At 66.7% G+C, this 24,694-nt stretch carries 20 protein-coding genes and 2 pseudogenes; 12 read left to right on the top strand and 10 right to left on the bottom strand.

From position 1 onward, the window contains the following. Nucleotides 1-99: 99 nt before the first annotated feature. The 3 genes and pseudogenes from CBI38_RS01640 to CBI38_RS01630 form a co-directional block, all read right to left on the bottom strand. Nucleotides 100-957 (bottom strand): annotated as a pseudogene (locus CBI38_RS01640) (alpha/beta hydrolase); the annotation flags it as partial. A gap of 103 nt (nucleotides 958-1,060) precedes the next feature. After that, the gene (locus CBI38_RS01635) at nucleotides 1,061-2,614 is read right to left on the bottom strand and encodes a succinic semialdehyde dehydrogenase (RefSeq protein WP_109325842.1); all 1,554 of its coding nucleotides are present in this window, start codon (nucleotides 2,612-2,614) and stop codon (nucleotides 1,061-1,063) included. An 80-nt stretch (nucleotides 2,615-2,694) separates the two neighbouring features. Then, nucleotides 2,695-3,090, bottom strand: a complete 396-nt coding sequence (locus tag CBI38_RS01630) for a low affinity iron permease family protein (protein ID WP_109325841.1) — start codon at nucleotides 3,088-3,090, stop codon at nucleotides 2,695-2,697. A 310-nt stretch (nucleotides 3,091-3,400) separates the two neighbouring features. Here CBI38_RS01630 and CBI38_RS40505 point away from each other — a divergent pair. Both CBI38_RS40505 and CBI38_RS38765 read left to right on the top strand, forming a co-directional pair. After that, nucleotides 3,401-3,737, top strand: a pseudogene (locus tag CBI38_RS40505) (hypothetical protein); the annotation flags it as partial. Next, nucleotides 3,631-3,882, top strand: a complete 252-nt coding sequence (locus tag CBI38_RS38765) for a hypothetical protein (RefSeq protein ID WP_230990306.1) — start codon at nucleotides 3,631-3,633, stop codon at nucleotides 3,880-3,882. The pseudogene CBI38_RS40505 and the gene CBI38_RS38765, both read left to right, overlap by 107 nt. 6 nt (nucleotides 3,883-3,888) lie before the next feature. Here the strand turns inward: CBI38_RS38765 and CBI38_RS01610 are convergent, their stop codons facing one another. The 7 genes from CBI38_RS01610 to CBI38_RS01580 form a co-directional block, all read right to left on the bottom strand. Then, the gene (locus CBI38_RS01610) at nucleotides 3,889-4,869 is read right to left on the bottom strand and encodes a 2-hydroxyacid dehydrogenase (protein ID WP_109325834.1); all 981 of its coding nucleotides are present in this window, start codon (nucleotides 4,867-4,869) and stop codon (nucleotides 3,889-3,891) included. Next, the gene (gudD, locus tag CBI38_RS01605; RefSeq protein ID WP_109325833.1) at nucleotides 4,866-6,206 is read right to left on the bottom strand and encodes a glucarate dehydratase; all 1,341 of its coding nucleotides are present in this window, start codon (nucleotides 6,204-6,206) and stop codon (nucleotides 4,866-4,868) included. The genes CBI38_RS01610 and gudD overlap by 4 nt, the downstream gene beginning before the upstream one ends. Nucleotides 6,207-6,350: 144 nt before the next feature. Further along, the gene (locus tag CBI38_RS01600) at nucleotides 6,351-7,361 is read right to left on the bottom strand and encodes an ABC transporter ATP-binding protein (protein ID WP_109325832.1); all 1,011 of its coding nucleotides are present in this window, start codon (nucleotides 7,359-7,361) and stop codon (nucleotides 6,351-6,353) included. Continuing rightward, on the bottom strand, nucleotides 7,354-8,382 hold the full coding sequence (locus tag CBI38_RS01595) for an ABC transporter ATP-binding protein (RefSeq protein ID WP_109325831.1): 1,029 nt from the start codon (nucleotides 8,380-8,382) through the stop codon (nucleotides 7,354-7,356). The genes CBI38_RS01600 and CBI38_RS01595 overlap by 8 nt, the downstream gene beginning before the upstream one ends. Continuing rightward, nucleotides 8,379-9,389: an ABC transporter permease gene (locus tag CBI38_RS01590; protein ID WP_109325827.1), complete on the bottom strand. Its 1,011-nt coding sequence runs from the start codon at nucleotides 9,387-9,389 to the stop codon at nucleotides 8,379-8,381. Before CBI38_RS01590 ends, CBI38_RS01595 begins: the two co-directional genes overlap by 4 nt. Before the next feature lie 12 nt (nucleotides 9,390-9,401). Beyond that, a complete protein-coding gene (locus tag CBI38_RS01585; protein ID WP_109325826.1) occupies nucleotides 9,402-10,328 on the bottom strand; it encodes an ABC transporter permease in 927 nt (308 codons plus the stop codon). Between the two features lie 68 nt (nucleotides 10,329-10,396). Further along, nucleotides 10,397-11,977: an ABC transporter substrate-binding protein gene (locus CBI38_RS01580; protein ID WP_109325825.1), complete on the bottom strand. Its 1,581-nt coding sequence runs from the start codon at nucleotides 11,975-11,977 to the stop codon at nucleotides 10,397-10,399. Between the two features lie 364 nt (nucleotides 11,978-12,341). On the opposite strand from CBI38_RS01580, the gene CBI38_RS01575 reads away from it, so the two are divergent. The 10 genes from CBI38_RS01575 (at nucleotide 12,342) to CBI38_RS01530 (ending at nucleotide 24,568) form a co-directional block, all read left to right on the top strand. Continuing rightward, nucleotides 12,342-13,352 (top strand): 2-hydroxyacid dehydrogenase, encoded by a 1,011-nt coding sequence (locus CBI38_RS01575; protein WP_109325824.1) that lies wholly within the window; start codon nucleotides 12,342-12,344, stop codon nucleotides 13,350-13,352. Nucleotides 13,353-13,692: 340 nt separating this feature from the next. Next, nucleotides 13,693-15,219: an ABC transporter substrate-binding protein gene (locus tag CBI38_RS01570; RefSeq protein WP_109325823.1), complete on the top strand. Its 1,527-nt coding sequence runs from the start codon at nucleotides 13,693-13,695 to the stop codon at nucleotides 15,217-15,219. After that, nucleotides 15,216-16,220 carry an ABC transporter permease gene (locus CBI38_RS01565; protein WP_230990050.1) on the top strand — a complete coding sequence of 335 codons (1,005 nt, stop codon included), beginning with the start codon at nucleotides 15,216-15,218 and terminating at the stop codon, nucleotides 16,218-16,220. The genes CBI38_RS01570 and CBI38_RS01565 overlap by 4 nt, the downstream gene beginning before the upstream one ends. Then, on the top strand, nucleotides 16,217-17,023 hold the full coding sequence (locus tag CBI38_RS01560; RefSeq protein ID WP_109334790.1) for an ABC transporter permease: 807 nt from the start codon (nucleotides 16,217-16,219) through the stop codon (nucleotides 17,021-17,023). The genes CBI38_RS01565 and CBI38_RS01560 overlap by 4 nt, the downstream gene beginning before the upstream one ends. Beyond that, on the top strand, nucleotides 17,020-18,435 hold the full coding sequence (locus tag CBI38_RS01555; RefSeq protein WP_109325822.1) for an ABC transporter ATP-binding protein: 1,416 nt from the start codon (nucleotides 17,020-17,022) through the stop codon (nucleotides 18,433-18,435). The genes CBI38_RS01560 and CBI38_RS01555 overlap by 4 nt, the downstream gene beginning before the upstream one ends. A gap of 229 nt (nucleotides 18,436-18,664) precedes the next feature. Continuing rightward, the gene (locus tag CBI38_RS01550; protein ID WP_109325821.1) at nucleotides 18,665-19,711 is read left to right on the top strand and encodes a TauD/TfdA family dioxygenase; all 1,047 of its coding nucleotides are present in this window, start codon (nucleotides 18,665-18,667) and stop codon (nucleotides 19,709-19,711) included. Next, on the top strand, nucleotides 19,708-20,694 hold the full coding sequence (locus tag CBI38_RS01545; RefSeq protein WP_109325820.1) for an ornithine cyclodeaminase: 987 nt from the start codon (nucleotides 19,708-19,710) through the stop codon (nucleotides 20,692-20,694). Before CBI38_RS01550 ends, CBI38_RS01545 begins: the two co-directional genes overlap by 4 nt. After that, the gene (locus tag CBI38_RS01540) at nucleotides 20,691-22,076 is read left to right on the top strand and encodes an alanine racemase (RefSeq protein ID WP_109325807.1); all 1,386 of its coding nucleotides are present in this window, start codon (nucleotides 20,691-20,693) and stop codon (nucleotides 22,074-22,076) included. Before CBI38_RS01545 ends, CBI38_RS01540 begins: the two co-directional genes overlap by 4 nt. 9 nt (nucleotides 22,077-22,085) lie before the next feature. Continuing rightward, a complete protein-coding gene (locus tag CBI38_RS01535) occupies nucleotides 22,086-23,156 on the top strand; it encodes a PLP-dependent cysteine synthase family protein (RefSeq protein ID WP_230990049.1) in 1,071 nt (356 codons plus the stop codon). Beyond that, nucleotides 23,153-24,568 (top strand): MATE family efflux transporter, encoded by a 1,416-nt coding sequence (locus tag CBI38_RS01530; RefSeq protein ID WP_109325806.1) that lies wholly within the window; start codon nucleotides 23,153-23,155, stop codon nucleotides 24,566-24,568. The genes CBI38_RS01535 and CBI38_RS01530 overlap by 4 nt, the downstream gene beginning before the upstream one ends. Nucleotides 24,569-24,694 lie beyond the last annotated feature (126 nt).

Genomic DNA, 24,694 nt, shown 5'->3' with positions numbered 1-24,694 from the left:
GAGCTCCGAGACGGTCGGCGGCCGGCCCTCGCCCACAGTGCGGATCAGGAATTCGATCTGGTCGGCCACCACCTTCTCGAAGAGCTCACCGAAGTAGACGTCGAAGTGACCGCCCGGGTACTCGCGTACCTCGGCATCCGGGGTCTTGGCCGCGGCCTTCCGAGCGCTACGCGTGAAGGTGACAACGTCGTTGTCGGCGATGGCGAAGAAGACCGGACAACCGATCTGCGCGACCGCCCTCGTCGGCCGGTAGAGCGCCGCCTGCAACGCGACGCGTCCGGGAGTTTCGTTGCGCCACGTCGAACCGGGCGGGTCCATGGCGCGATATCCCGCCTCCGCATCGGGGGTGGTGATGGCCGCGAACGACCCCGGCGGCCCGACGACGGGGAACATGTGCGGCGGCCGACGTCGTAACTGCGCGAGCCGATCCCGCAGGTAGGCCACCGACATGCGGGCCAACCCCGCGATGCCGAGCCTGCGAAGGTTCGTCAGCCCGTCGACGTACGGCACCTGCGACACCACGGCCGCCACCCGGTGATCCCGCGCGGCCGTCGTCAGGACGAGACCGCCGGCCAGCGAGGTGCCCCAGATCGCGATGCGGTCGGGGTCGATCTCGGGACGGCTGCGCACGTAGTCGAGAGCGCTGGCCCAGTCGACGAGCTGACTGTCGAGGTCGAGGAGTTGCCGGGGTTCCCCTTCGCTGGCACCGAAGTAGCGGTAGTCGAATACCAGTACCGCGAATCCCGCGGTCGCGAACCGCTCGGCGTACGCGTCGAGTCGTTGTTCACGCACGCCGCTCCAGCCGTGCGCCAGCACGACACACGGAAGCGCCGCCGAGGTGGGCGATGGGGGGCGATAGAGCCAGGCGACGCAGCGCTGTCCGCCGGAGGAGAACTCCACGTTCTCACGCTGGATGCCAGGGCAGGGGTGTTCGGCTGGTGTCGGCCGAGAATTCATGAGGGGCGCCTCCGCGGGTGTAACCATCACCCACAGCCTCCACCCGGGAATTCACCGGCGACAGGCGCCCCAGGGTGGGTAAACGACCACCCCGGGGCGAAAGTCAGCGTCCCGGCACGTACTGCAGCGCCTTCACGAACGGTGGCATGATCTTGGCCCACACCTTGGGCGGCAATCCGCGCGGTCCGCCGAGATTGAGAAGACGGGTGGTGGCGATGGTCTGAGGTTCGGTGTACTTGAGGAGCCCGTCCGCACCGTGGCGGCGCCCGACCCCGGACACTCCCATCCCACCCATCGGCGCGCCGGTGCTGCCCCAGGCGGGGGCATAGCCCTCGTCGACATTGACCGTTCCGGCGTGGATGCGCGCCGCGATGGCCTCACCCTCCGCCTTGGTTCCCGCCCACACGCTGGCGTTGAGCCCGTATTCGGTGTCGTTGGCACGTTCGATCGCCTCGTCGACATTCGCCACCGGGTACACCGACACCAGCGGTCCGAACGTTTCCTCGCGGTAGCATTCGGCGTCCTCGGGAACCCCGGTGAGGACGGTCGGCTCGTAGAACAGCGGTCCGAGATCGGGGCGCGCCTTGCCGCCGGCCACCACGGTGGCACCCTTGACCACGGCGTCGTCGACGTGGCTGGACACCGCCTTCACCTGCGCCTCCGACACCAGGCTGCCCATTTCGATGCCGAAGTCGTAGCCGGCGCCCAGTGACATGTTGCGCACCCGCTCACCGAACATGCGGGTGAACTCGGGGGCGATGGATTCTTCCACGTAGATGCGCTCGATCGAGATGCACAGCTGACCGGAGTTCGAGTAGCAGGCGCGCACGGCGGCATCGGTGACCTCGCGGAGGTTGGCACCGGCCGTGACGATCATCGGGTTCTTGCCCCCGAGTTCTGCGGAGAAACCGATGAGCCGGCGACCGGCCTGCTCGGCGAGGAGCTGCCCGGTCTGCGAGGACCCCGTGAACATCACGTACTCGGTGTTCTCGACGAGCGCCGTGCCGACGACCGAGCCCGGCCCGGGGACCACGGCGAACAGGTCACGCGGGAGTCCCGCCTTGTAGAGCAGGTCGACGCAGGCCAGCGCGCAGTACGGCGTCTGACTGTCCGGCTTGAGCACCACCGCATTGCCGGCGAGGAGGGCCGCGACGGCGTCGGACACTGCGAGGGTCATCGGGTAGTTCCAGGGAGAGATGACGCCGACGACGCCCTTGGGCTGGTACCGCACCACGGTCTTGGTGAGCACCGGCAGCATCCCGGAGACGCGGCGGGGGCGGAGCAGCTTCGGTGCGACGCGCGCGTAGTGGCGGGCCGTCATCGAGATGTCGAGGATCTCCTCCTGGGCGGCCGTGCGGGATTTCCCGGTCTCTGCCTGCGCCATGTCCATCAGGGCGTCGCGGTGCTCGAGCACCAGTTCGCGGTACCGGTGGAAGATGGCGGCCCGTTCGGTGACCGGCCGCTGTGCCCAGTCCTTCTGCGCGACCCGGGCACGAGCGATGGCGTCCACGGCATCCTGGGCGGTACCGATCGGGACGGTCGCCAGTTCCTTACCCGTGAATGCCTCGACGACGGAACGCGTCGGACGATCCGCCGCATCCGGGATGGCGATGAGATCGGCGAGCCGCGCGAATGTGGCGGCGGACGGAACAGGCATTTCGTACCCCTACTGGTTAGTAGTTTTTGCGGTTACACATAACCTACCTGCTTGGTGTGCCAAGTCACAGGGGCGGATGGCTAGTGCCGGTCTTCGAGCCCGACAGCCTCCCGCAACTTCTCCTCCACCTTCTTCAGCTCGGGGTTGTCCTGGGCGGAGGAATCGAGCAGGGCGGCGAGCGCCTCGGCGATGACGTTCAGCTTCTCCTGCAGAGCCTCCGTGGCGCGGCGGCTGGCATTCTCGAGCAGGACCACGAGGAGCAACGTGAAGACGGCGCCGACGGTGTGGATGGCGATCTGCCACTCGTGAAGGTCCTTCCAGAGCGGAATGCTGACGACCCACAGCGCGACCACTCCGGCGCAGACCCCGAAGAACGGCGCCTGGCTGACCCGGACTTCGATCTGCTCCACGAACCTGTCGAACGCCGAACGCTGATCGGTGGGCTGCTGACGTGCGGCCTTCGCGTTGCGCACCATCTTCGGAGTCTAGGCTCAGCTGCCACTCCCGATATGCCCGTTTCACCCGAGCCGCCTCGATGACGGCGTCTAGGGAGACGACTCAGCAGCCGTCGCGGTGGAGCGCCATCCGGGCCGCGCTCGGTTACATCGTGGAGTGCGGGGGTCCGGAGGCTGCTGCACCAGTGCGTACTACTCGAAGTGCGCGGATGCGCGTGCCGCTGATGCAGCGCCGCTCTATGTCCCCGGTTATCGATCGATCGGAGCTCGATCGCGACGACAACGGCGTCGCGTGTGAATGAGAACCTCGACCGCCGGCGTCGCCCTTTCATTGGTGGCAGCGATTCCGGGCGTGAAGTCTCGGGCGCGGACCGCGCCGATGCAAGCCGGGAAAGCTTCGCGCCGACAAGGGCTACGACTACGACATTCACCGACGGTGGCTGCGCGAACGAGGCATCATCCTGCGGATCGCCCGCCGCGGCATCGAGCAAAACGATCGCCTCGGCCGGTACCGATGGAAGATCGAACGCACCATGCGCCTGGCTCACCGGCTACCGGCGCATGACCATCCGCTACGAGCGCCACGGCGAACACTTCGCCGGCTTCCTACACCTCGCCGCCGCACTTACCCTCCTTCAAGAAGCTCCCCACAAGAGACACGCTCTTGACCGATCGGTCGGCAATGGTCGCGGGCGCGTCCTCGACGCGCACCCGCAGCTGAAGAGGCGGCTGGACACCGTCCCGACCGAGGGACCGGCCGTCGAGTGGCGCGCGAAGGCGCTGACGATCGCCGAAACCTGCGGTAACTATTGACGGACGCTAACCGGGGCGGACGGTGCGCAGAACGGTCTGCCCGGCGTCGAGCCGGCGGATGTTGTCGGTGATATCCCGGACTCGTCCGACGAAGGTGTGCCGGGTGACGCCGGACGAATGCGGTGTCATGAGAAGGTTGCGCAGTTCCCGGAACGGGTGCGCGGCCGGGGCACCTCGACCGTTCGGGTCGGGGTCGGCGTACCAGACGTCTACCGCCGCCGAGGCGATGACGCCCGTCGCGAGAGCGTCGTAGAGCGCCCGTTCCCGAATCAGCGGGCCGCGGGCGACGTTGATCAGCACACCACCGGCTCCCAGTGCGGCCAATTCCGCGGTGCCGATCATCCCGCGGGTCGCGGAGTTCAGCGGCGCCGACACCACCACGATGTCGGACTCGAACATCAGCCGCAGCAGCGACGAGTGGTCGCCCGCCCACACGAGTCCTTCCGCACCGGCGTCGACACGTCCCCGGCCGGTGACGGCGCTGCCGGACGAACCGAATGCCCGAAGCAGGTTCCACGACCGCCTGCCGATGTGACCGAACCCGACGAATCCGATGCGGGCGTCGTGCATCGACGCCGGCTGCGGGATCGCGTCGTCGTAAACAGAGCTGGCCCATCGGTCGCCGCGCAGTGAACGATCCTGATCGAGAAGTCCGCGTCGCAGCAGAACCGCCGCCGACACGATGTATTCGGCGATGGAATCTTCGTGATGAAAGGTGTTGGCCACCAAAGTATCAGCGGGGAGGGTGTCGAAGTCGACCTTGTCGGTACCCGCGCCTGCTACGTGCACCAGACGGAGTTTCGGTGCGGCGGCGGCCATCGCGGCGGTGAACCTGCCACCCACGTACACGTCGGCGTCGGACACATCGGTGACAATCAGCGGTTCGTCGAACCTCTGATGCCAGGACACGAAAGCCCCGGACGGCAGGCCGGATTCGAACAGATCCTTGTGTGGCAGCAGGTTCCGGTCGCCGACGACAATCTTCACCGGCCGCGTACCAGTGCGGGCCGCTTGCTGTCGAAAGTCCAGTCCGGCACGAGGAACTGCATGCCCACCGAATCGTCGCGGGCGCCCAGACCTTCACGGAGATAGAGTTCGTGCGCCGCCTCCACCCGATCCATGTCGAGCTCCACGCCGAGACCGGGCGTGGTCGGCACGGTCAGGTATCCGTCCTCGATGGCGAACGGCGCCTTCGTGATCCGCTGACCGTCCTGCCAGATCCAGTGCGTGTCGATGGCGGTGATGTCACCGGGCGCGGCCGCTGCCACATGGGTGAACATGGCGAGGGAGACGTCGAAGTGATTGTTGGAATGCGACCCCCATGTCAGCCCCCAGGCGTCGCACAGTTGCGCCACCCGAACCGAACCCGCCATCGTCCAGAAATGTGGGTCGGCCAGGGGAATGTCGACGGCTCCTGAGCGGATGGTGTGGCCCAACTCCCGCCAGTCGGTGGCGATCATGTTCGTGGCCGTCGGCAGTCCGGTTGCCCGCTTGAATTCACTCATCACTTCACGGCCGGAGAAGGTGCCCTCGGGACCCACCGGATCCTCCGCGTACGCGAGGACGTCACGCAATCCCCGGCACGTCTCGATCGCCTCTGCCAGCAACCAGCCGCCGTTGGGGTCGAGCGTGATGCGCGCGGACGGGAACCGTTCGGCCAGCGCGGTCACCGCCGCCGCCTCTTCGCGCGGGGCGAGCACCCCACCCTTCAGCTTGAAATCCTCGAAACCGTAACGCGCATGGGCCGCCTCGGCGAGGTGGACGATCGCCTCCGGGGTCAGGGCTTCCTCGTGCCGCAGACGAAACCACTCGTCGGACTCGCCCTCACCGGACAGGTAGTCGAGGTCGGTCGCCGTCCGATCGCCGATGAAGAAGAGGTAGCCGAGCGCCTGTACGCGGTCCCGTTGCTTGCCGTCACCGAGCAGGCCCGCGACCGGGACACCGAGGTGCCTGCCGAGGAGATCCAACAGGGCCGACTCGACCGCGGTCACGGCGTGAATCGCCACGCGCAGGTCGAAGGTCTGATTGCCGCGTCCGGCGGCGTCGCGATCCGCGAACGTCCGGCGCATGTCGGCGAGGACGGCGTTGTACTCGCCGATGCTGCGACCCGTCACGATCAAGCGGGCGTCCTCGAGGGTGCGCCGGATCGGTTCACCGCCGGGTACCTCTCCCACGCCGACGTTGCCGTCGGAATCGGTGAGGATCACCAGGTTGCGGGTGAAGTACGGGGCATGCGCGCCGGAGAGGTTCAGCAACATACTGTCTCGGCCTGCAATCGGGACCACACGCATGTCGGTGACGACCGGGGTGTCGGCTGTTCTCATTCCCTACCTTTCGAAGCACGAGACCGCCGGTGACGCGGCTCACAAGAATCGTATGGGCGGCCATCGATACGTGTCCAACACTTGTTGAGCATCGATCGATGCACATCGTGCATCACCTCAGCTGTCGTCCCCGGCCGGCGAAAATCACCCGACCGCGAGGGGCATGCCCAGTTCCGCACGACCGCGGGGATGGTGACATTCGGCGATGTGGTGTGCCTCTCGCGCGTCCACGGCCTTCGGAGGGATCGTGCTCGCGCAGATGTCGGTCGCGTGGGCGCAGCGAGTGCGGAACCGGCAGCCGGACGGCGGGTTCAGCGGCGAGGGCACCTCGCCGTCGAGAATGATCCGGTGTTTCCGCGAGGCGGCGTCCAGCTTGGGCGCCGCGGACATCAGCGCCTCCGTGTACGGGTGGGCGGGACGGTCGAAGACGGCGTCCGTCGCACCCGTCTCCACGATGCGCCCCAGGTACATCACCGCCACCCGATCGGCGACGTGCCGGACCACGGACAGGTCGTGGGAGATGAACACGTACGAGATCCCGAGTTGCTTCTGCAGATCGCCCAGCAGGTTCAGCACCTGAGCCTGGACCGAGAGGTCGAGTGCCGACACCGGTTCGTCGCAGATGACGACGCTCGGGTTCAGTGCCAGGGCGCGTGCGATTCCGAGCCGCTGACGCTGCCCGCCGGAGAACTCCTGCGGATACCGGTTCTCGTCACTCGCCCGCAGCCCGACGAGCTGCAGCAGTTCCCGCACCCGTGCGGTGCGGTCCCGACCCGACTTGTACAGATTCTTGTGGGTTCGCCACGGTTCGGCGATGATCTCGCCCGCCGACATGCGGGAGTTCAGCGAGGCGTACGGATCCTGGAACACCATCTGCACGCGGCGGCGCAGGGCCAGCAGATCCTTGCCCCGCAGCGAGAACGGGTCGACCCCGTCCCACGTCACCGAACCGGAGTCCGGGCGCTCGAGCATCATCAATGTGCGGGCCAGAGTGGACTTGCCACAACCGGATTCGCCCACCAGGCCGAGAGTCTCACCGCGAGCCAGGTCGAGGTGGATGCCGTCGAGAGCGCGTAGCTGGTTCTTGCCTGCCTTGTTGGCGGGGACCTTGAAAGTTTTGGTCAGCCCCCGCACCTCGAGTATCGACTCAGACACCGGTTACCTCCTCGGGGAAATGACATGCGGATCGACGACCGGCTCCTCGGACCTTCTCGAGCGGCGGCCGGGTTGTGCGGCAGAGATCGCGGGTCAGCGGGCACCGGGCCTGGTAGACACAGCCCGAGGGAATGGAATGCAGGTCCGGCGGGGTTCCGCCGATGGACTTCAGATCCTCTCCGCGCACCGCGCGCACCGGGACCGAATCGAGTAGGCCCTTGGTATACGGGTGGCGCGGATGGGCGAATACCTCGGACACCGGGCCGGTCTCGACCACGTTACCGGCGTACATGATTGCGACGCGGTCGGCTTCCTCGGCGACGAGAGCGAGGTCGTGGGTGATGAGGACGACCGCCATGTCGTGTTCGCTGCGCAGGTCGCGCAGCAGGGACATGATCTGTGCCTGCACGGTGACGTCCAACGCGGTGGTCGGCTCGTCGGCGAGCAGTACCGACGGGCTGAGCGCGACGGCCATGGCGATCAGCAGTCGTTGGCGCATGCCCCCGGAGAACTGGTGCGGGTACGAGTCGGCGCGGGAGTCGGGTTCGGGGATGCCCACCCGGCGCATCAAGGCGATCGCTTCCCGGCGAGCCTGTTTGGCCGTCATACCGCGGTGGAGCCGAAACGGCTCTGCCAGTTGCTTACCGACGGTGTAGACCGGGTTCAGCGCGGTCAGGGCGTCCTGGAAGACGATGGCGAGTTCGGTGGCGGCCAGGGCGCGGCGGGTCTTGGTGTTTGCGGTGACGAGGTCCACCTCCCCGAGGCGCACCGAACCGCTGGTGATGTCCGCGATCGGCTCGAGCAGACCGACGAGTGCCTGGGCGGTCATCGATTTGCCACACCCGGATTCGCCCAGCAGGGCGAGCGTTTCACCACGGCGGGCGGTGAACGACACCGTGTCGACGGCCCGGACGGTCCCTGCGGGGGTACGCAGGTCGACGGTCAGATCCGAGACCTGGAGGGCCACACGGTCGGTCTCTGCGACCTCGGGAGATTCGACGGCTGCTGCGGGTGCGCTCATGAGACAACCTTTCGGGTGGGGAGAAGGCGCGAACGGCGCGAGCGGGGCACGGTCAGGCGCCAGCGCTGGCCCGGGTCGGTGGCGATGCGCGCCCACGCCGCCAGTACGGTGGCTGACACCGTCGTGATCACGATGGCCAGACCGGGGAAGAACGACAGCCACCACGCGGTCTGCAGGTACGTGCGGCCCTGCGACACCATGAGGCCCCAGCTGATGTCCGGTGGCTGAATGCCGATGCCGAGGAAGCTCAGTGACGATTCGGCGAGCATCACGTAGCAGAAGTCGAGGGTCGCGACGGTGAGGAGAGTCGGCAGGAGGATCGGGAACACGTGCCGGCGGATGATTGCTCCGCTGCGAGCACCGAAAGTCCTTGCGGCGTCGACGAACAACCGGCTCTGCAGTTCTGCCGACTCGGCACGGGCCGTGCGCAGGTAGATCGGAATGCGGGTAATCGCCAGCACCAGAACGATGTTCGCCGCACTCGGTGAGAAGACGTACAACACCACCACGGCCATCAGCAGGGAGGGGAAGCTCATGATGACGTCGGCGACTCGCATCGCCGTCGTCTCACGCCATCCGCGGTGGTAACCGGCCCACATGCCGACCAACGAGCCGATGACGCAGGACAGCGCGACCGCGGGTAGTGCCACGAGAAGAGTGGTGCGGCACGCGACGACGAGCCGGGCGAGCATGCTGCGGCCGAGCGGATCGGTGCCGAGGATGTTCATCCAGCCGTTGGTCACGTCGAAGGGCGCGAGGGTGGATTTCTCGAGGTTTTGGTCCGTGGCCGCGTCGCCGACCAGCCAGGGACCGAAGACGGCCACCAGGAACACGATGACGAGGATCGCCGCGGCCACCGTGGCCATCCGGTCACGCAGCAGCAGCCGCCACAGCGGCATCTTTCCTGCCGCCGGTTTCTCCCGCCTGCCGGGTGCGGTCGGGGCCGGTTCGCTCGGCAACGGGACTGCGGTGGGCTCGTCCACCCGGGGAGGGTTGTCGATGGACATGTCGGCGGCCTCCTAGACCTTGGACTTCTCGCGGACACGCGCGTCGAGAAGCGCATACCCGGCGTCGATCAGGATGTTGAGCACGAAGATGCTGACCGCGGTGACGAGGACCGCGGCCTGCAGCACCGCGAAGTCGCGCTGCAGAATCGCGTCGATCATCAGCTTGCCGATGCCGGGCCACCCGAAGATCGCCTCGACCACCACGGCGCCGTTGACCAGGCCGACGGTGAGGTCGCCGGCCACCGTGAGCGCGGGTGCGGCCGCGTTGCGCAGCGCATGGTGGGTGACCACCCGCAGGTCGCCAGCGCCTTTGCTGCGGGCAAGACGTACGTATGGTGCGGAGAGCGCGGACACCATCGCACCGCGCACTACCTGGGTGAGCACGCCGAGCGGTCGGATCAGCAGCGTGGCGATCGGCAGGATCCACGACAGGGCACTGCCCGTTCCCGATGTGGGGAGCACGCCGAGCACCACGGCGAAGATCCACACGCCGGTGATGGCGAACCAGAAGTCGGGGATGCTGGCGGCGGTCATCGACAGCAGGCTCGACACCCGGTCGGCCGGCGAGTTGGGCCGGTACGCGGCCCAGCACCCGATCACGACCGCACCGATCACCGCCAGCAGCATGGTGAAGAACGCGAGCTGGAGGGTGGCGGGGAAGGCCCGGAGCGCCATGGCGGCGGCGGATTCGCCCGTCCGCAGCGACTCACCGAAGTCGAGGTGGATGACCCCGGAGAGGTAGTCGAGCATCTGGCTCAGGACCGGCTTGTCCAGACCGTTCTCGGCGGCGAACTCCGCCCGCTGATCGGGTGTGGCCGACACCGGCAGGTACAGGTTGGTCGGATCACCGGTGAGACGGGCGAGGAGAAACACACCGAACAGCACGACGAGCAGTGGAACGAGACTGGTGTACACGCGTCGACGCAGGAATGCGAACACGGGTCACCGCCTTTCGGACGGTATCGATCGGGACATCAGGATTCCTCCGGGTGGGCTGGGGAGAGGGGTTAACTGCTCGCATCGGTGTCGGCGCGGGTCATCTCGCTCAAGCGCATCTCGTCTCCCGTCGCCGAGTTCGGCTCGTACCGGACGGACGGTGACTTGGCGAGCACCGCATTCATGTGTGCGATGTACGCGAACTGGCGGAGCTCTGTCGGTTCGTCCGCGAGAACCGCCGCGAAGGCGTCCTGGCGGGCGTCCCCGACGAGCTCTTCGGCCGCGTCGATCCGAGCGTCGTATGTGTTTGTGCCGAAATAGCTCTGGTAACCGTCACTGCGCATGTACTGGTCGACGGTGAACTGCGCGTCACCCGCCTGGTTGCCGTGCTGAATCATCAGCAGCACCGGACCGGCGTCGGGAAACGGGCGGATCTGGTACTGCATCTGCCCGGCCGTGTCCATCATCTCGATCTTGACGTTGAGACCCGCCTCGCTGAGCGCGTTCTGGATGGCCTCGATGGTCTCGTTGATCTTCGGGAACTGACCGGTGCGGCCGATCAACCGAATTTCCTTGTCGACCGGGACGCCGTCGGCCTTCGCCTCGGCGACGAGGGCGGCCGCCCGGCCGGGGTCGTACGGTGTGGGCTGCAGAGCCGGATCGAATCCGACGATGCTGCTGCCGACCAGCTGCGCTGCCGGATCGCCGAGCCCTTGGAAGAGCGCCTTGACGATGCCGCTGCGGTTGACGGAGTAGTCGATCGCCTCGCGGATGCGGTAGTCGTCGAGCGGCGGTTCGTTCGCCTGCATCCGCAGCGCCGTCGTCTCGTTGTTGGGGTACGCGACCCCCAGGTCGCCCGCCCCGTCTTCCGGGCCAAGATAGGTGGCGAGTTCCGCCTCGTCGTTGGTGACCATGGCGGCGCGCACACTGCCCTCGGTGCGCCACTGGTAGATCGCGCGCGCATACTCGGGCACCGAACCCCAGTAGGTGTCGTTCCGGACCAGCGACAGGCGCTGGCCGTGGTCCCAGTAGTCCACCCGGTATGGACCCGTTCCGATGGGTTCCCGCACCTTGTCCTGCGCGTCCGTGGTGGTGGGCACCATCTCCACGAACGAGATCCGCAGCGGAAGGATGGGATCGGCGGTGGGCGTCGTCACCGTTACCGTTCCGGGGTCGACCGCCGCGACCACCAGCGGGTCGTCACCGAAGACGTACCCGTCCACATCGCAGCCGATGGTGGAGTTGACGGCCCGGTCGATCGAGAAGGCGGCGTCCGCGGCGTCGAACACGCTGCCGTCGCTGAACGTCACGCCGGGGCGGATGCGGAACGTCCACACGTTCCCGGACGTCTGCTCCCAGGACTCGGCGAGTTTCGGTTCGAGGTCTCCCGTGTCGGCATTGCGCTCGACCAGGGGTTCGGTGATGTTCGACCGCACCACGACACCGGTCGAGGTGAGGGACGCGTCGCAGGGTTCGAGCGTGGGCGGCTCCTGGGGGAGCACGATGCGCAGCGTGTCGGGGCTGGCGGCATCGCTGTGGTTCGAATTGGCCACTGAGCAGCCGGCGGCCAGCGCCGACACCGTCATCGCGGCTGTGGCTGCAATGGCGGCGCGGTAACGGGTTCCCTGCTGCAACGAACGTGCAGGGCTCATGGTGTCCTCCGTAGGATGTGTCGCGACTGTCCGCGAATGAAGAGGGCCCGTCTGTGACGGTAGACACACGCTAGAAGCGGCCCGGAACAGCGTCAACAGCGGTAAGTCGAGGTTGCCGCGCCAAAAGGCCAGGTGAGCCCCGTCACACGACGTCCGCCGAGGAGACTGCGATCACCCCCGGGCAGGCCCGTGACCGGTGGATATCCGGTGGCGCTCCCCCTTACCGTCGCCAGAGAGGCCGTCAATCATGCCGTTTCGGTATCGGTCCATGTTATTTACGTGTTGGACAGGCATTGGGACCCGGCTTAACGTTCGAGTATCCCGATGCGTGGAGACTCGCTCCACCTCGTGCGAGGAGGACCGAATGGCGACGGCAGAGACTTCTCCGAATTCGATTGCGGCGCAGGATGTTCACCTCGGCGGAGTGCTGATGGTCGGACCGCTGAAGCCCTCCCTCGCGGCGACGCTCACGGAGCGGTACAACGCACTCGACCTGCCCATGGGCGACGGGCGGTCGAATTTCCTGCGCGAGCACGCCGAGTCCGTCACTGCGGTGGTCACATCCGGCCGGACCGGAGTCGATGCGACGTTGATGACCGCCCTCCCCCGCCTCGGGGCGATCGTACACTTCGGAGTCGGTTACGACACAACAGATGTCGCGCTCGCCGAGGAACGCGGCATCGGCGTGAGCAACACTCCGGACGTGCTCACCGACTGCGTTGCCGACACCGCCGTCGGACTGCTGATCGACACCCTTCGAGGGTTCTCGGCCGCTGACCGCTACGTGCGAGCGGGGCGGTGGCCCGTGGACGGCAACTTCCCTTTGACCCGCAAGGTGAGCGGCACCCGCGTCGGCATCGTGGGGCTGGGGAGAATCGGCTCGGCGATCGCCACCCGACTCGAAGGATTCGGTTGCTCGATCTCGTACCACAACCGGCACGAGGTGCCCGGCTCTGCGTACACGTATGTCGATTCGGTTGTGAAACTCGCCGCGGGAGTCGATGTACTGGTGGTGGCAGCGGCCGGAGGTCGGGGCACCGAGAAGCTCGTCGACCGCGCCGCGCTCGAGGCGCTCGGTCCCGACGGCTATCTGATCAACGTTGCCCGCGGCACGGTCGTGGACGAAGAGGCACTCGTCGAGTTGCTCACCGAACGACGCCTGGCGGGGGCGGGTCTCGACGTATTCACCGACGAGCCGCACACTCCCGAGGCGCTGCTGGCCCTCGACACCGTCGTCCTCCTTCCCCACGTCGGGAGCGGCACCGTCGAAACCCGAGCCGCCATGGAGGCGCTCACGTTGCGCAACCTCGACGACTTCCTCACCTCGGGCACACTGACCACCCCGGTGGTGCAGCCGAAGGTACTCGCCCGCTGAGTCACCGGCTACCGGGTTTACGGAATGCCGAAGTCTCGGTTTCCGCCGACCGAAGTCGAGGGCTGTGAGTTCCCTCACAGTCGATGTCCGGGCCGACATAACTTGTCACTCGTCCAGTTTTCGTACGCGACTTGAACGCCGTTCGGGATTTTTCCCGCTCAGCCAGGCATCGCGTTGCGTCGACGGACTGGGGGGCGCACCCGAAACAGTCGCGACTGCACCCATGCGAGATCCCGGCGGCGCATCCCGCCGGAAACACCGTCCTGTTTACAGGCACCGACAAGTTAGGTTATGCATTCCATGCTTTGTTGGTGTTCGTTGAACTCGAAGGTGTGCACACGTGACTTTCTCCCGTCGGCAATTCATCTCTGCCGGACTCGGCACGACGGCGTTGATCGCCCTTGCTGCCTGTAGTTCCTCCGAGTCTTCGGATGGATCCGGAAATCCCAGTTCGGGTGGCACGTTGCGGGTCGGCGCACTGGGACAGCCGTCGAAGATCGAACGCGACCCCCATCAGACGCTGAGCAATGACAGCGACTTCTTGATCACCTCGCTGGTATACGACGCACTCACCGTCCCCGGCGAAAACCCCAACGTGGCACCGCGCCTGGCGTCCGAATGGACTCAGCTCGAGGATCTCCGCAAGTGGAAGTTCACGCTCGCCGAGGGCGCGACGTTCCACGACGGAACACCGGTGACCTCCGAGGACGCGGTGTGGTCGCTGCGGCGCCTGCGAGAAATCGCCGGCGAGACCAAGGTTCCTGTTGCTTCCGTGGAGGACATCGTCTCCGACGGCCCCTCGGCCGTCGTGATCACCACCGCCGCACCGAACCGCGAGCTTCCCCTCCTGCTGCGGTTGATGACGTTCGTCGTGAAGAAGGACACCACTGACTTCACCACGCCGGTGGGTACGGGACCGTTCAAGCTGGAGTCGTACCGCGACGGGAACGCGCGCCTGGTGCGCAACGAGAACTGGCACGGCGGCACCCCGCTCCTCGAGGCCATCGAGGTGACGCGCTTCGACAGCACCACGGCGATGGCCAACGCGGTGATTGCTCAGCAGATCGACCTCGCTTCCAACGTCGGAGCCGTGGCGGGCCGCACCGCCGACGGGCGCGACAACCTCACGGTGGTGCGCCGTCCCAACGACGTCGTGATCCCCATCGTCATGCGCACGTCCGACGGTCCGTTCGCCGATCCCCGGGTGCGTGAGGCACTTCGACTCGCCGTGGACAGGGACGCCATGGTCAAGCAGGTGACGTCCGGGTACGGCACCGTCGCCAACGACGTGCTGGGCACCGGCGATCCCACCTACGACTGGTCGCTGAAACAGCGCAGCCGCGATATCGAGAAGGCGAAGCAGCTGCTCCGCGAGGCCGGCTTCGATACCGGCCAGACGTACACCCTCTTCACCAAGGAGGAAGCGGCAGGCGAGGTCGACTCCGCCAAGCTGTTCTCCACCCAGGCCCGGGACATCGGTGTGACGATCGACGTGGTCACGCAGGATGCCAACGTGTTCTACGACGAAACCTGGCTGAAGGCTCCGCTGTACACGGCGAACTGGGGCACCAACGACTCCGTCATCTTCTTCGCCAGCAAGGTGATGTATTCGGGCACCAAGTGGAACGAATCCGGGTTCCGCGATCCCGAGTTCGACGCCGCCTACCTCGAGGCGCTGGCGGCTCCTGACGACGACACCTACGCCAAGGCGAGTCGCACTCTGCAGGAGATCGAATACGCACGAGGCGGTTACCTGGTGTGGGGCATGGCCGACGGAGTCGACGTCGCCTCCTCGAAGGTGCAGGGCCTGCCCCAACTCGGCGGATACGGACGCGTACAACTGGAAAAGACCTGGCTGTCGAGTTGAGCGAGTCCACCACCACGGCCACGTCGGCCGCCACAGTCGTGGCGGCCGACGCCCGTCGGTTCACCACCTTCGGGACGCGGGTCTCGGTGGTGCTCGCCCAACGGGTGTCGATCCTGGTACTCGTCCTGGTCCTCGTGTTCGTCGCCATCGATCTCCTCCCGGGAAGCGCGGCGCGCGCAGCCCTCGGCCGTGATGCCACCGAGGAACAGATCTCGGCTGCCGAGCAGTCGCTGGGACTCGACCGGGCACTGCCGGTGCGATTCCTGATCTGGTTCAAGGGGCTGCTCACGGGTGACCTCGGAACCACGGTGCGTGGCACCCCGATCACCGAGATACTCGCGTCCACATTCCCGAGCACGTTGCTGCTCGGGGGGCTCGCACTGGCCCTGACCACCATGGCGGCGCTGCTCGGTGGTGCTCTGTGGGCGTTGCGCCCGCGCAGTGCCGGCGCCCGCGTCCTGTCACCGGCCACCACGATGGTGATCGCGGTTCCCGAATTCGTCATCGCCACCCTGCTCGTCCTTGCCTTCTCGCTGGGAACCGGCTGGTTTCCGGCCGTGACGATCACCGATTCGGCAGGCGGCCCCCTGGACTCCTCCATGCTGGTGCTGCCCGTCATCGCACTGGCAATCCCTCAGTCCGGGTGGAACATTCGGGTGACGCGTGCAGCCCTGCACGAGGCCGCGCAGGCGCCACACGTGCTCGCCGCCGTCCTCGACGGCCTGCCCCACCGGCACGTACTGCTACGCCATATCCTGCCGATCGCGCTTCCGACCATCGCCACCTCCCTGGCCACCTCCGTCGGAATGCTGCTCGGGGGCGCGCTGGTCGTCGAAACGATCTTCAACTATCCCGGCATCGGCTCCGTCCTGTCCGGTTCGGTCGCCGACCGTGACGCGGCACTGGTCGCCTCGGTGGTCGCACTGACCGGTGCCGCAATCACCTGTGTACTGCTGGCCGCGGACCTGTTGCGCGCGTGGTCGGTCCGGGGGCGCGCATGAGCCGGCCCTGGATGCGTCCTGCGCTGCTCGCGCTGCCCGCTGCCGCCGTCATCGCGCTGGCGGTACTCGGCCCCTTCCTCGCACCGCACGCGGTGGACGCCGGTGTCGACATTCCCTACGCCGAGCCGTCTACGGCGGCGCCATTGGGCACTGATCACCTCGGCCAGGACGTCTTGACGCACCTCCTCGTCGGGGGGTGGGGACTGCTCGTGCTCGCCGCGGTGATCGCCGTCCTCGTCACGGCGCTGGCGGCCGTCATCGGTACCGTTGCGGCTCTGCGGCCCCGGGTCGGCGCAATCATCGAACGGTCCACCGACGCCCTGATGCTGCTTCCGCCGATCCTCGCGATCCTGCTCGTGATGCTGTCGTGGCCGAGCTCGGGCGCCGCCGGCCTGGTCCTGATCGCAGTGGTCGTCGGTACGCCCTACACCGCGCGGGTTTTCGCCGCCGCCGCCAGTGGTGTCGCCGCATCGGGATACATCGAAGTCGCCGCCGCGAGTGGCGAGCGCCTTGCGTATCTCGTCTTCCGCGAGGTACTCCCGAACCTGCGTATCACGGTGACCACCCAGCTCGGCCTCCGCTTCGTGGAGGCGATGTACCTCGTGAGTACTGCCGCGTTCCTCCAGTTGCCGACGGCGCTCGGGGATTCCAACTGGGCTCTGATGGTGCGGGAGAACAGCTCCGGGGCCCTGCTCAACCCGTGGTCGGTTCTCGCACCCAGCCTCGCGATCGGGCTGCTCGCGGTCAGCGTCAATCTCGCCATCGCCGCCGCCCGGACCGGCCGGCAGGGGGTGCAGGTATGACGGATCCGGCAGTGGTCGCCGAACACCTGACCATCACCGCCGCCGGCACGGCGGCGCCGCTCTTGCAGGGCGGGTCGATCACCCTGCGCCCCGGCACGGTCACCGCAATCACCGGTGAATCCGGATCGGGGAAAACAACACTCCTGCAGGCAATCGTCGGATACCTTCCGGCCGGAGCCCGCCGCGAGTCCGGCAGCCTCCGAGTACTGGGGCACGACGTACTGACGATGGAGCCCGAACCCCTGCGCCGACTCCGCCGGGCACACCTGGCTTTCGTGGGACAGGATCCCGGATCGGCCCTGAACCCCACCATGCGAGTAGGCGCGCTGCTCCGCGAAGTCGCCGCCACCCGCGACCCCGACAAACCGGCCCGCGTCCTGGAGCGTGTGCAGTTACCCGCCTCGGTTCTGCATCGCCGTCCGGGCGCCCTCTCGGGCGGCCAGCAGCGGCGGGTGGCGCTCGCACGGGCCCTGATACGAGGTGTCGACGTACTCCTTGTCGACGAACCGTTCGCCGGATTGGACGGGCGTGTGCGGCGCGAAGTCGCCGACGTCCTGCGCCGTCTCGCCGACACCGGTGTCGCAGTCGCGGTGTCCGGTCACGACACCACGATCTTGCACGAACTCGCGGATCACACCGTGCACCTGGGCGTCCCCGTCACCACCAGGGTGCACACCACTGCCACGACGGCAGAGACTCCACGCGGTTCCGCCGTGCTGTCCGCATCCGGCCTCGGTCTCGTCCGTGGCGGTAGAGCTGTTCTGGCGGGTGTGGATCTCTCGGTCCACCCGGGTGAGGCGACCGCAGTTCTCGGCGAATCAGGAGCCGGGAAAACGACTTTGGCGCGGGTGCTCGCCGGCCTCGAATCGGCCGCGACCGGAACGATGCGGCTTCACGAGGCACCGCTCCGACTTCCGATCGCCCGCCGGCCACGGTCGCTGCGCGGCCGGATACAGCTCATCCCGCAGAACCCGCTGTCGACACTCAATCCCGCTCACACCGTGGGACATACCCTCGCCCGCCCCCTGCGGCGTCGGGGTGTCCGCGGGAGGGCCCACCTCGACAGCACGGTCACCGCGCTGCTCGCCACCGTGGGGCTCACCGGGGCATTCGCCGCTCGTTACCCTTCCGAACTTTCCGGCGGTCAGCGCCAACGCATTTCGATCGCGCGCGCACTGGCTGCAGAACCCGACGTCCTGATCTGCGACGAGGTGACATCGGCGCTCGATGCCGCTACCGCGCAGTCCGTTATGGATGTGCTTCGCGGGACGATGCACGAGCGACATACGAGCTTGATTGTGATCACTCACGATCTGGAACTCGCGGCCCGATACTGTCGGGACGTACTCGTGATCGACGACGGACGGGTAGTCGAATCCGGTTCATACGCCGCGGCCGACCGGCTGCGCTGACCCGTCGAATCCGAAGGTAATCAATCGTTAAAGCACACTGCCACATAGGAATACGCTAATCCGTCCAGTAGTGTGATCTGTCGCACAGAAGGTTTCGGTTGGCCTAAAATGAGGTTAGCCTTCCCATACACTGATTCCGGCCGTGAGCCTTTTCGAATCTCGCACTCACACAACACTTTCTTCTCAGCAACGACGGTTCTCGATCGTCTGACCGAAAGTTGGATACTCCATGCCCACAGCATCAACACTGACCACGCGTGCCATCTCGGTTGCCGGAGCGGCGGCCACTGCAGACCTTCTCGCGGCGGTGGTGTCGGCTTACGGCACCGTCGACAATCCCGATCTGATCGGTGAGGCAGCGGACATCGCGAGAACGCTGCCCGCCGAGGTCCGCGAGGCGTGCGCGATGGAGCCGCGCGGGCTCGGATTCCAGGTGCTGTCCGGGTTCGAGATCGACGATCGGGCAATCGGTCCCACCCCCGCGCGATGGAACGACGTGGACCCCCACCGGACGGCCGAGTGGGACGTGCTGATGCTGCTGCTCGCGCATGTCGTCGGCGCCCCCTTCGGGTGGTCCGGCCAGCAGGAGGGTCGCCTGGTCAACAACATCGTGCCGTCTCCGGGACACGAGACGGAACAGACGGGGGCGAGCAGTACCGTCCTGCTCGAACCGCACACCGAGGACGCATTCCACCCGGGCCGGTGCCACTTCCTTCTGCTCGGCGGGATGCGTAATCACGACCGGATCGGCACGACCATCTCCTCGGTCCGGGAAGTGGAACTCGAACCTGCCGAGTTCGTCGAACTCGCCAGCGCCACGGTGCCGATCCTTCCGGACGCCTCCTACGAGACCAACCCGGCGGCGGGCGTGCCCACGGCAGTACCCGGCGCCAATGCTCTTGCGCTGCCGACACTCTGGGTCGGTGAGGACGGGCTGTGCCTGCGTTACGATCCGGCCTACACGCCACTCGGCACGGCTCCCGAACGGTATCGGCGCGCCTACGCCCGACTGTCCGACGAACTCGCACGCCATGCCCGCACGATCTCCCTCGACGCCGGGGAGGTGCTGATGATCGACAACGACGTCATAGTGCACGGGCGGGTTCCCTTCACACCCCGCTACGACGGCACGGACCGGTGGCTCAAGCGCATCAACGTGCGGGTCCCGGGCCGGCATCGACCCCCCGCCGAGGACTTCGAGGACGGGTACGGTGAGGACGTCGTCGACCCGTCGGGAGTTCATCCGATCTACTCCGTCAGGAGCGCGAGCCGATGAGCGCACCCCATCCGATCCTGACGCTGACGGCGAGCGATCTCGACAAGGTCGAGGTGTCCTCCGGTGAGGTGCTCGCCGCGGTCGAGCAGGCGTACAGCGCGCTGGCGGCGGGAGAGTCGACGAATCCCGGGAAACTGACCGTCGCTCCCGCCGACAAACATTCGGTGGCCTACTCGATGCTCGCTCGGGACGGGCAGAGCTCCACCGTGGCTTTCAAGACCTCCTACAAGTTCGACCCGGACCGGGATCGTACGAGTAAGCGCTACTACACCACGCTGTCGCTGTACGACGACGCCACAGGACTCCCTATCGCCCTGATGGATTGCGGACGCATCGGCGCCCTGCGCACACCGGCCGTATCGGGGCTGATCATCCGGGCCTGCGCGGCACCGAGCGCGTCCACCGTGCTCGTCGTCGGTTCCGGAACGCAGGGGCGGTTCGCGCTGCCATTGGCCCTCACCGCACACCCACAGTTCACCCACCTCGAACTCTTCGGCACACATTCGGATGGAATTGCCGCGGTTCGAGAAGAATTGGCTCGTCAGTACCCGGACCGCACCGTCACGGTCAGTACCGATCTGGAGGCGTCCGCCCGTCGGGCCGACGTGATCCTCGCGGTGGCCGGTGAAGCGACGCCCGCGCGGATCGAAGCCGACTGGCTCGCCCCTGGAGCGCTCTCCATCCTCGTCGGCTACGGTCTGTTGCCGTCGACCCTGTCGGGCGCGGATTACGTGGTGGCCACCAACGCCGAACAGATGCGTACCACCGGTACCGACATGGCCGGCCCGGACGGGGTCCTGCGTTCGGTGGATGCTGAACTGCCCGACATTCTGGCCGGCCGGGCGGCGCCCCGCCTTTCCGCGACGGACCGGGTGTTCGCCTACAACAGCGGACTCGTGGTCACCGACATCGCGCTCGGACTCCTGTTCGCACACAAGGCACGTGAGCAAGGCCTCGGCAGCCCGTTGGAGTTGTGGTCATGACCCGAAGCATCCTGCGGTCGGTGCGACTGCCGGCATTGACCACCCCCTGGACCGACACCGTCACCGCGGACCCGTCGCTGTTGCGCGCCCTCGTGCGGGGATTCGGCGGTGGGACGGTGCATCTTCTAGACCCGGCACAGTTTTCGCACAACGCCCGCAGCTTCGCGGCCGTCTTCGACGATGCCGGGGTGGACGGGACCGTCTACTTCGGGAAGAAGGCCAACAAGGCGAACGCCTTCGCCGATGCCGTCGCCGATCTCGTCACCACAGACCGCCGCGCCGGACGTTCGGGCACCTTCGGTATCGATGTGGCCAGCGCTGGGGAATTTCGTCAAGCCCTCTCGGCGGGGGTACGGGGCAGCGACCTGTTGATCACCGGTCCCGCCAAGCCGGCCGAGCTTCTCGCTCTGGCCGTGCGGCACGACGCCGTCGTCACCATCGATTCGCCGAGCGAGCTCCGGGCACTCGCCGATCTGTCCGACGGACTGGGCGTGCGGGTCCTCTTCCGTGTTCTTCCGCAACCGGAGACCAGCCGATTCGGGATGAACGACGACGAATTGCGGTATGCCGAACAGCTTGCGCTCGATCGCGCGGCTGACGTGACGATGCTCGGGTACAGCTTCCACCTCTCCGGGTACAGCATTCCCGAGCGTCGCGATCAGGCCGGCCAACTGGTCGAACGCCTCCGTGCCGCCCGCGCGCAGGGGCTCGCTGCCGGAACGATCAGCCTCGGCGGCGGGTACCCCATCAGCTATGTCCCGCAGGAGGACTGGCAGCGATTCATGGGCGAATCGGCCCACGCATTTCATGCCGGTAAGCGCTTCGACAGCTACTACCCGTACCACTCGGCGATCACCGGAGCGCACGCCTTGCGGGCCATCCTCACCGAACCCGCACCGGGACGAAAATCTCTGGCCCAGTTAAGCCAGGACCACGGCATCTCGTTCTTCGCCGAACCGGGTCGCGCCCTGTTGGACCGCGCCGGGGTCACCGTGTTCCCCGTGCTGGGAGTCAAGGAACGCGATCCCGGAATGATCGTCGTCAACGGCACGAGCCTGAGCCTGTCCGAACAGTGGTTCGACACCGAATTCCTCCCGGACCCTCAGCTGGTGTCCGCAACGACGCCCGCCGAGGACCGCATCCCGTTCTTCGCGTCGGTCGGCGCCGCGACCTGTTTGGAGTCGGACATGCTGACCTGGCGAGTGATCGAGTTTCCGCACCGACCTGCCCCAGGCGATTTCCTGGTGTACCACAACACCGCGGGCTACCAGATGGACTCGAACGAATCCGCGTTTCACGACACCCCCGTCCCGCCCAAGGTCGTCATCACACTCGTCGACGGCCGACCCGCTTGGGAACTCGACCGCCCCACCAGCAATTAGGAGAACACAGTGGAGACCATTGCCACTACCGCCCGCGTCGTCAGCCGAGTGTCGGATCTGATCGGTTCCACTCCCCTGCTACAGCTGTGCACCCTCGAAAACGGGACACGCTATCTCCTCAAACTCGAGCAATTCAATCCGACCGGGTCCATGAAAATCCGTATGGCGCGCCAGATGGTGATCGACGCCGAGGTCGCGGGGCTGCTGCGTCCCGGAGGCCACATCATCGAATCCACCTCGGGCAACACGGGACTGGGGCTGGCTGTGGTCGCGGCGGAACGCGGATACCGCTTCACCGCCGTCGTCGACAACCACGCCAGCGCCGAGAAGCTGCGATCCATGCGGGCGATGGGCGCCCACTTGCACTTCGTCACCGAGGACGGCGAAACCGAGCTCGCCACCTCGGCCCGTGAGGACCTCGCCGAGCAAATGGCCGCGGCGGACCCGGACGGGTGGTTTCCCGAGCAACACAACAACCCGAGCAATGCCGTGGGCTACCGCGCCCTCGCCGCGGAGCTCCTCGACGACGCGGCCTCGCCGATCGACGCCTTGGTCTGCGCGGTCGGAACCGGCGGCTCGCTGTTCGGGACGGCGCGCGAACTGCGGCGGCTCGGGCAGTCGACCACCGTCATCGGCGTCGAACCCGTCGGTTCCATCGCCTTCGGCGGACCCGGTGGGCCGTACCACCAGTCGGGCACCGGCACACCTCCCGGAGCCACCATCGGAACCGCAGTCGATTACTCGCTCCTCGATCAGGGCATCAAGGTGTCCGATGTCGACGCCTTCGCGACCGCTCGGGCTCTGGCCCGGCGGAACGGGCTGATGGTCGGTGGTTCGTCCGGCGGCGCCATCTTCGCCGCACTCGATGTCCTCCCGACGCTGCCCGCCGGCAGCACCGTCGTCACGATCGTCTGCGACGGTGGCGAGAAGTACCTTGATACAGTTTTCGACGACGAATGGATGACACGCCACGAGCTCCTCGACCTCGCCGCCGAGCTGCACGTGGACGAGAAGCTCGATGCGGCCGGAGTACCGGCAAGCCGGTCCGCCCGCGAGCAGTCGCCGATCGAGTACGCATGACACACGGAAGCACAGGAACCATCGCGCCCACACAGAGTTACCGGCAGACCAGTCGCGAACTCGCCTATCTCTCTGCGCCGATCGCCCTGACCCAGCTCGCGCAGGTGGCGCTCACCACCACCGACACCGTGATGATGGGCTTGATCAGCATCCAGGCGCTGGCGGCAGGCGGTCTGGCCATCACCTTGTTCAATCAGTTGCGCACCATGGGCGTCGGGCTGGTGACCGCCGTCGGCAACCTCATCTCCGGGGCTGTCGGCCGCGGTGAGCGGACAGGCGACACCACACCGTCCGAGGCCACCGCGGAGGAAGTTCGCGACATCGTCCGGTCGAGCTTCCTCATCGCCACAGTCGCCGGGATCGTCGGCGGCATCCTGCTCGTCGGGCTCGGTTACGGTCTCCGGTTCGTCGGCCAGGACGCCGAGGTTCTCGACATGGCGTTGCCGATGCTCATCGCGCTCGCCCCTGGCCTGGTGCCGTGCTTGTGGTTCCAGGTGATCCGCCAGTTCACCGTCGGCATGCGGCGACCCAAGGCGCTGCTCGTGATCACCATCCTGTCGGTGCTCTTCAACATCGCCCTCAACTGGGCCTTCATCTACGGCACCTTCGGGCTTCCCGCCCTCGGCCTGCCGGGCATCGGTGTCTCCACCTCGCTGGTGTACCTGCTGACCTTCGGGATCTTCGCAGCCATGGTGCGCCGCGACGACGTGCTGTCGCCGATGCTCAGCCTTGCCATCCACCGTTCCCGGCCCGAGACCGTACGGACGATCCTCCGTCTCGGGGTCCCGATCGCCGGAACCTACGGCAGCGAGGCGGGTCTGTTCTCGGTGACCGCGGTGATCATCGGCAGCTTCGGCGCTCCCGCTCTGGCCGCCCATACCGTGGTCAACCAGCTCACCTACATCGTCTTCCAGGTGTCGGTGGGCATCTCGCACGGTTCGTCGATCCTGGTCAGTCGATTCGTCGGACTCGGTGAGGCGATCAAATCGCGTCTGACCGCCCGAGTCGCCTTCTCCCACGCGGCAATCGTCATCGCGGTCGTCGGTGTCGTGTATCTCCTGGCACCGACCTGGGTGCTGTCGCTGTTCATGGACACCTCGGACACCACGGCCGTGTCCATCGCGACGGTGCTCCTCGCGATCGCGATTTTCCAGCAGTTCGCCGACTCCGCCCAGAACATCGGTATCGGACTGCTACGCGGCGTGGGCGATACCGCCTCGAGCTTCGGGATCACCCTCATCGGGTATTGGCTGGTGGGTTTGCCGGTGGGCCTTCTGTTCGCCTTCGGGTTCGGCCTCGACACCTACGGCATGTGGATCGGCCTGTCCTGCGGATTGCTGACCGCGGCGATCCTGTTGCTGCGCACGTTCCAGCAGCGTCTACGGACGATCGAGACTCAGCCCGCTTCGTGAGTGTGGAGGGACCAGAAAAGGACTCCCACCAGGAATTCTCTTGCCAGATCTCTTGTTTTCAACTACGACAGATGCTATAACGAATCTACAGCATCTGCTGCAGGTAACCTGTCACAACGAGAGGGT

The sequence above is a fragment of the Rhodococcus oxybenzonivorans genome, from assembly GCF_003130705.1.
In the GTDB taxonomy this organism is placed as follows: Bacteria; Actinomycetota; Actinomycetes; order Mycobacteriales; family Mycobacteriaceae; genus Rhodococcus_F; species Rhodococcus_F oxybenzonivorans.
Note: the sequence above shows the minus strand (reverse complement) of the source record. Positions and strands in the feature narration are given on the sequence as shown.